We start from the raw sequence: 6,861 nt of genomic DNA, 5'->3' as shown, positions 1-6,861 counted from the left end.
GGAAGCGGATACCCAGGCCGGCACCTTCGGCGGCACCTTCAATCAGACCCGGGATATCGGCAATCACGAAACTCTGGTGCGCCTGTACACTGACAACACCAAGATTGGGTACCAGCGTGGTAAACGGATAGTCCGCAACCTTCGGGCGAGCCGCCGACACCGAACGGATAAAGGTAGACTTGCCAGCATTGGGCATGCCCAGCAAACCCACGTCCGCCAGCACCTTCAACTCCAGCCTCAGGTTACGCAACTCGCCCTCGGAACCCTTGGTAGTCTGGCGCGGGGCGCGATTCACCGAGGATTTGAAACGGGTGTTGCCAAGACCATGAAACCCGCCCTGGGCCACCTTGAGGCGCTGGCCGGCGTGGGTCAGATCTCCCAGGACCTCATGGGTATCCATATCGACCACCGTGGTGCCGACCGGAACCGGCAGAACCAGGTCCTCGCCTTTGTTGCCGGTACAGTTGCGGCCGGAGCCCGGCTCGCCATTCTGGGCCTTGTGTTTGCGCTGGAACCGGTAGTCGATCAGCGTGTTCAGCGACTCCTCGGCTTCCAGATATACGGAACCACCATCGCCCCCGTCGCCGCCATCGGGGCCACCCTTGGGAACGTATTTTTCTCGCCGGAAGCTCAGGCAGCCGTGACCGCCCTTGCCGGCTTCCACAATGATGGTGGCTTCGTCTACGAATTTCATGAATCAACCCTTTGCGCCATGCGCATAAACTAAAAAGCCCCGCAGCCTCTAGGAAGCTTTGCGGGGCTCCGGATGGTTCTGAGCACCTGATAATATCAGGATATCAGCGCCACCCAGGGTTCGACAGAACCGGATCGCCGCTGCTTACGCAGCCGGAACGATGCTCACGAACTTACGGCTCTGCGGGCCTTTGGTTTCGAACTTCACCTGGCCGTCTGCTTTCGCAAACAGGGTGTGGTCCTTGCCAATGCCAACATTGCTACCAGCGTGGAAACGAGTGCCACGCTGACGGATGATGATGCTGCCTGCAGATACAGTCTCGCCGCCAAAGCGCTTCACACCAAGTCGTTTAGACTCGGAATCGCGACCGTTACGGGTACTACCTGCTGCCTTTTTATGAGCCATTACCAGCCTCCTTATTTAAGGGGTAATTCGAGAGCCTCAGCCCTTGATACCCGTGATCTTGACTTCAGTAAACCACTGACGGTGGCCCTGACGCTTCATGTGATGCTTACGACGACGGAACTTGATGATCTGAACCTTGTCGTGACGGCCGTGGCTAACCACTTCTGCGGTCACTTTGGCACCATCAACTACCGGCGCGCCTACCTGAACCTTGTCGCCGTCGGCGATCAGCAGAACGCGATCAAACTCAACGTTACCGCCGGTTTCAACTTCCAGCTTTTCCAGCTTCAGGGTTTCGCCTTCTTTTACACGGTGCTGCTTGCCACCGCTAACAATAACTGCGTACATTCACTCGTTCTCCACGATTGACCCATCCCTGCTCTTATCCACCTGGTTCTAAGGGAGGCGCTCTGGCGACCCTATAGCAGGGAGCGCAGGTTGGGATGAGTTGGGCGCGTGATTGTACGAAAAGACGCACCGCAACACAAGCCAAGTTGACACTACCTTCGGCAATACCTAGCATTGCCGCGACCTGCCTTTAATATCAACGATCGTAACGACGATAACACCAGCAAGGGATCCACAAGCCGCATGACAGCCCAGCGCATTTACGACACCGTGGCCGACGACTTCAGCCGCGTTAATGATCTGATCATCCAGCGGCTTTCCTCAGATGTTCCCCTGGTGGAGAAAATCGCCCAGTACATCATTGAAAGCGGCGGTAAGCGCTTGAGACCGCTACTGGTTCTGCTTTCCAGCCAGGCCGCCGGCTACGAGGAAAACGACCACCTCAAGCTCGCAGCCGTGATCGAATTCCTGCACACCGCCACCCTGCTGCACGATGATGTAGTAGACACCTCGGACATGCGCCGCGGCCGAAGCACCGCCAACGCCCGCTGGGGCAACGCGCCAAGCGTTCTGGTAGGTGATTTCCTCTACGCCCGTGCTTTCGAGATGATGGTGGAGCTGAAAAGCCTGCGAATCATGGACGTTTTGTCCCACGCCACGGCGGTAATCGCCGAGGGCGAGGTTATGCAACTGATGAACGTGAAAAACCCGGACCTCACCGAAGAGCAGTACATGAAGGTCATCCACAACAAGACTGCCATGCTGTTCGAAGCCGCCTCCCACACCGGCGCACTGCTTGCCAACGCCAATGCAGAGCAGGAGCTGGGCCTGAAAGACTACGGCAAGCATCTGGGCCTGGCTTTCCAGCTGGTGGACGATGTCCTGGATTACCGCGGCGACGCCGAAGCCATGGGCAAAAACGTGGGCGACGATCTGGCTGAAGGCAAGACCACCCTGCCGCTGATCCACGCCATGAACCATGGCACCGGGGAAGAACGGCAGTTGATCCGTCAGGCCATCCGCAAGGGCGGCCTGGACGATCTGCCCCGCATCCTCGATATTGTTGAGCGCTCAGGCGCAATCGAATACACCATGGCAAAAGCGCGGGAGCAGGCGGAACTGGCCCAGACCTGCCTTCACCCCCTTCCAGACTCAGGCCATAAAGAAGCCATGGAACTGCTGACCGAGGTCGCAGTCGCGAGAGTTAGCTAAGCGACTCACGCCCGTGGGGTGAGTCAAAGTCCAGCTCCGGACCAACCGGTACTATCTGAGTCGGGTTGATGGTTCTCTGGCTTACGTAGTAGTGGCGTTTGATCTGATTAATATCCACGGTCTCCGCCACGCCTGGCACCTGGTAGAGGTCCCGAACGTAGGCAGAAAGCGCCGGGAAATCGCTGATCCGCTGGCGGTTGCACTTGAAGTGGCTGTAATACACTGCATCAAACCGGATCAACGTGGTGAACAACCGCCAGTCAGCCTCGGTCAGCCGGCCACCGACCAGATACCGTTGAGAAGACAACCGCTCCTCAAGCCAGTCGAGAGAATCAAACAACGCATTGTAGGCTTCCTCGTACTTATCCTGCGCAGTGGCAAAGCCCGCCTTGTAAACGCCATTATTAACCGTGTCGTAAACCCGGGCGTTCACAGAATCAATCTCTTCTTGCAGCTCCCCGGGATAGAAATCCAGATCGGTACGAACACCCTCAAGGCCATCAAATGCCGAATTGAACATCCGGATAATTTCGGCCGACTCGTTGCTCGCAATCGTTTCTTTCTTTTTATCCCACAAGGTCGGCACTGTTACCCGGCCAGAATATTCCGGTGCAGCCTTGGTGTAGACCTGATGCATGAAGCGGAATCCATGGAGATGGTCCCGGTGCTGCTCGCTGTCGGGCCGGAATTCCCAGCCGTTTTCAACCATGTCAGGGTGCACCACTGACACTGAAATGTGCTTCTCCAGACCTTTGAGCTTCCGGAAAATCAACGTCCGATGCGCCCAGGGGCAGGCCATTGAGACATACAGGTGATAGCGCCCGGATTCCGCCTTGAAACCGCCTTCGCCATCCGGCCCCGGCGAGCCATCGGCGGTCACCCAGTTCCGGAAACGCGCCGCTTCCCGTTCAAATTTGCCACCAGTCTTGTCGGTGTCATACCACTTGTCGTGCCATTTGCCATCAATCAGCAGGCCCATAAAGCCCTCCCGTTAAAATTCCTGAACATGATGAAATCAATACAGGCAAAATACCGGGGACCCTGCTACGCTCTCAAACAAGCATTTCTGGCCAACAACCTCAGATAATTCGAACATGCATACAGCCATCACCATTGACGCCCTCAAAGTCCTTGATGCCATTGACCGCAAAGGCAGTTTCGCCGGTGCCGCCAACGAACTGTTCCGGGTTCCCTCCGCCATCAGTTACACCGTGCAGAAGCTGGAAGAAGACCTGAATGTCGCCATTTACGACCGAACCGGTCACCGCGCCCGACTGACACCGGCCGGCCGCTACCTTTTGGAAGAGGGCCGCACACTGCTCGAGGCGGCAGAAAACCTCGCGCACACCACGCGCCAGGTCGCCCAGGGCTGGGAAACGCGGTTACGGATCGGGTTCAACTCACTGCTGCCGGCGGAATGCCTGTTTCCGGCAATCCGGGAATTCTATGAGCTGGGCGTACCGGTAGATGTACAAATCGTGGAAGAGGTCTTTGCCGGAACCTGGGATGCTCTGCAAAGCCGCCGCGTGGATCTGATCATCGGCGCCGATAATTTCAGCAAGCCAGCGGGAAACTACACAACCCAATCCCTGGGCGACATGCCGTTCGTTTTTGCCGTTGCCGCCGATCATCCCCTGGCCGATGCCGAAGCGCCGCTCTCCGAGGACGAAATCTCCCGTTATCCGGCAGCCGTCGCTGCAGACACATCAAGGTCCTTGCCCCCGGGCCACGCCGGCATATTCCACCGCCAGCGAACCTTGACGGTGGCCAACATTGACCAGAAGATCGCCATACAGGTAGCCGGCCTCGGCGTGGGATGGTTGCCAAGGGCACGAATCAGCGCAGAACTGAAGGAAGGCAAGCTGGTCATCAAGGAAGTGCAGGAATCGCGACAACCAATCAAACTGCAACTGGCCAGGCATGCCGAGGACCAGGGCAAGGCCCTGATGTGGTTTTGGGACCGACTCAGCGCGGAGGGAGCCGTTTCAGACTGGCTAACAAGCTGAAAATAAAGCAAATGGTATGACTCCAACTCGAAGTCATACCAGGCAAATGAGTCAACCGTTTGCGCGGGCACTTCGTTTATACTGCAGCTGAAACCAACGCCGAAGGGAGCTCTCTGATGCGGCAACTGTCGGAACTGGATGCCTCGTTCCTGTATCTCGAGTCGGAAACCACACCGATGCACATCGGAGGCATCTACCTCTTCGATGCTTCCGAACGGGAGAAACCGCTGGCCTTCAGCACCTTTGTCGCCTACCTTCGAAGCCGCCTGCATGTTGTGCCGGTTTTCCGGCAACGCCTGAAAGAAATTCCCCTGCGCCTGGGCCGCCCCTACTGGATTGATGACCCCGATTTCAGCATCGAGCGCCACCTTGCCTACGTTAATCTGGGCGAACACGGCCGCAAGGCAAGCCTGATGACGCTGGCCTCACGGATTCTGGAAGAACCTCTGAAAAGGGACCGCCCGCTGTGGCACATCACCTTCGTAGACGGTTTCAAACTGGACGAGCAGGACACCGGCAGTGATGGCTTCGCTTTGATCGTCAAATTGCACCACGCTGCCATCGACGCCTTCAGTGGCGAGGAGATTATTGGCAAACTACTGGAGTATACGCCCGAGCCCAGCCCGATTGCGCCACCTCGACCCTGGCAGCCCAGACCAGAACCCTCGGAAGAACGGGTCATGCTCCAGGCCGGTGCGAACATCATTCGCACGCCACTGCAGTTCACCTCTCTGGCGTTCAACGCAGCCGAGGCTACAGCCCGGGGACTGATCCAGAAGCAATTACGCAAACTGCCACTCCCGCTGCCCCTGTTTTCCGCCCCAAACAGCCCTTTCAATCGGCAGATTACGGCAAATCGGCAGATTGTCGCCCCCAGCGTGGAGCTTTCGCGCCTGAAGGCGATCAAGGCGTTTCTCGGGGACGTAACGTTGAACGATGTGGTTCTGGGACTGTGCGCCGAGGCCCTGAAGCGCTATCTGATCAGCGAGGGCGCCAATGCCGACAAATCCCTGGTGGCAATGACACCGATTTCGGTTCGTTCCAACAGCCTACGACGAGCCACCGGGAACCAGATGTCTGCCATGCTGCTGGATCTCGCGACCGATGAAACCGATCCTGCCCAGCGGATACGGCGCATACACTGGAACGCGGTTGCCTCGGAGCCCTACCGGGAGGCTATTGCTGCAGATCGGCTGACGGAACTGCTGCCTTCAACCATGCTGGCGCTTTCCGCAAGACTTTACTCGGAATTGCAAATTGCCCAGCGTTACCAGCCGGTATTCAATCTGCCAATCACCAATGTTCCCGGACCACAGGTTCCACTGTATCTGCAGGGGGCACGCCTGGTTCAGCAATACAATACGGCGCCGCTGTTCGACAGTATGGGACTGGTTATTGTAGCGGTGAGCTATGAGGGAAGGCTGACACTGAATTTCACCACCTGCCCCGATGTGGTGGCCCACGGAGAGTCATTGCAGTCTCACGTGGATGAAAGCCTCAACGCCATTGAAGCAGCCATGGAACGGCTCGGAACAGAGGCAACCAAAGAACCCATCGCAGCCTCCCCAACACAGACCCTCGCAGATGATGCCATGACCGCGATGGAGGGGCTTCTCAAGAAAGCCCTGAAACGTTTCCGGGCCTGAACCGGACCCGGAAACGGTCAAGCAAGACTCGCTTATTCGAACGCCCAACGAAGAAACGCTTTCTTTTCCTCGTCACTCGCTGTTTCCCAAATGGTTTTCAACTGTTCAAGCGCGTTTTCAGCACTTGCCGGAGAACTCCGGCATTTCCTGCTCGGCCTCCTGACGCGACTCGGGCCGATCAAATTCGAACCCATAGGTCTCCCCGGCTTCCGCCGCTTTGGTAGCATTCTGACGAGTGCAAGACAACGGCGGGCTTCGCTGACCCACTCCGGCTTTTTCAACGCAGATCCCGATTGAGACCCAACCCGTAAAATTGTAAAAAAATGTTGAATTCGCCCCGAATTGGGTTAATTTTAAACAGATCGGCAGATATTAACGCGGCGCCCGAGAAGCAAGAACGAAAAGCGGGCAGTACAGGAGACGCCATGGACACCCATCGCAGGACCGGAGAAGAAGGGCCGGTTCCCTTTCGCAGTAGTCGATTCTTCTGCGTAGGGAGCAAATGGTACTTTACCACCCGGGAAGGGTTTGACAGTGGCCCGTTCGCTTC

8 protein-coding genes are annotated in these 6,861 nt (G+C 57.2%); 4 read left to right on the top strand and 4 right to left on the bottom strand.

Annotated elements, in window-relative coordinates:
* The 3 genes from obgE to rplU form a co-directional block, all read right to left on the bottom strand.
* On the bottom strand, positions 1–694 hold a 694-nt coding region (obgE, locus tag B2W52_RS15875; protein WP_286803710.1), incomplete at its 3' end, for a GTPase ObgE.
* 144 nt (positions 695–838) lie between these two features.
* The gene (gene rpmA / locus B2W52_RS15870; protein WP_008170742.1) at positions 839–1,099 is read right to left on the bottom strand and encodes a 50S ribosomal protein L27; all 261 of its coding nucleotides are present in this window, start codon (positions 1,097–1,099) and stop codon (positions 839–841) included.
* A gap of 36 nt (positions 1,100–1,135) precedes the next feature.
* A complete protein-coding gene (rplU, locus tag B2W52_RS15865) occupies positions 1,136–1,447 on the bottom strand; it encodes a 50S ribosomal protein L21 (RefSeq protein ID WP_008170744.1) in 312 nt (103 codons plus the stop codon).
* Positions 1,448–1,690: 243 nt separating this feature from the next.
* On the opposite strand from rplU, the gene ispB reads away from it, so the two are divergent.
* Positions 1,691–2,659: an octaprenyl diphosphate synthase gene (gene ispB / locus B2W52_RS15860; RefSeq protein WP_008170746.1), complete on the top strand. Its 969-nt coding sequence runs from the start codon at positions 1,691–1,693 to the stop codon at positions 2,657–2,659.
* Here ispB and B2W52_RS15855 read toward each other — a convergent pair.
* On the bottom strand, positions 2,652–3,638 hold the full coding sequence (locus B2W52_RS15855; protein WP_008170748.1) for a glutathione S-transferase family protein: 987 nt from the start codon (positions 3,636–3,638) through the stop codon (positions 2,652–2,654). The two genes, ispB and B2W52_RS15855, sit on opposite strands and share 8 nt — an antisense overlap.
* Positions 3,639–3,753: 115 nt before the next feature.
* Here B2W52_RS15855 and B2W52_RS15850 point away from each other — a divergent pair, with 115 nt between their 5' ends.
* The 3 genes from B2W52_RS15850 to B2W52_RS22255 form a co-directional block, all read left to right on the top strand.
* Positions 3,754–4,665: a LysR substrate-binding domain-containing protein gene (locus B2W52_RS15850; RefSeq protein WP_008170750.1), complete on the top strand. Its 912-nt coding sequence runs from the start codon at positions 3,754–3,756 to the stop codon at positions 4,663–4,665.
* A gap of 116 nt (positions 4,666–4,781) precedes the next feature.
* A complete protein-coding gene (locus tag B2W52_RS15845; RefSeq protein ID WP_008170752.1) occupies positions 4,782–6,311 on the top strand; it encodes a WS/DGAT/MGAT family O-acyltransferase in 1,530 nt (509 codons plus the stop codon).
* A gap of 323 nt (positions 6,312–6,634) precedes the next feature.
* A partial coding sequence (locus B2W52_RS22255) for a DUF6316 family protein (RefSeq protein WP_349677077.1) occupies positions 6,635–6,861 on the top strand: 227 nt, incomplete at its 3' end.

The organism is Marinobacter sp. UBA2498, assembly GCF_002341575.1.
GTDB lineage: Bacteria > Pseudomonadota > Gammaproteobacteria > Pseudomonadales > Oleiphilaceae > Marinobacter > Marinobacter manganoxydans.
Note: the sequence above shows the minus strand (reverse complement) of the source record. Positions and strands in the feature narration are given on the sequence as shown.

Excerpts from the sequence above, each read along its gene's own strand:
- B2W52_RS15850 (WP_008170750.1), top strand. The coding sequence starts at position 3,754 with ATGCATACAGCCATCACCATTGACGCCCTCAAAGTCCTTGATGCCATT.
- B2W52_RS15845 (WP_008170752.1), top strand. The coding sequence starts at position 4,782 with ATGCGGCAACTGTCGGAACTGGATGCCTCGTTCCTGTATCTCGAGTCG.
- B2W52_RS15855 (WP_008170748.1), bottom strand. The coding sequence starts at position 3,638 with ATGGGCCTGCTGATTGATGGCAAATGGCACGACAAGTGGTATGACACC.
- rplU (WP_008170744.1), bottom strand. The coding sequence starts at position 1,447 with ATGTACGCAGTTATTGTTAGCGGTGGCAAGCAGCACCGTGTAAAAGAA.
- rpmA (WP_008170742.1), bottom strand. The coding sequence starts at position 1,099 with ATGGCTCATAAAAAGGCAGCAGGTAGTACCCGTAACGGTCGCGATTCC.
- ispB (WP_008170746.1), top strand. The coding sequence starts at position 1,691 with ATGACAGCCCAGCGCATTTACGACACCGTGGCCGACGACTTCAGCCGC.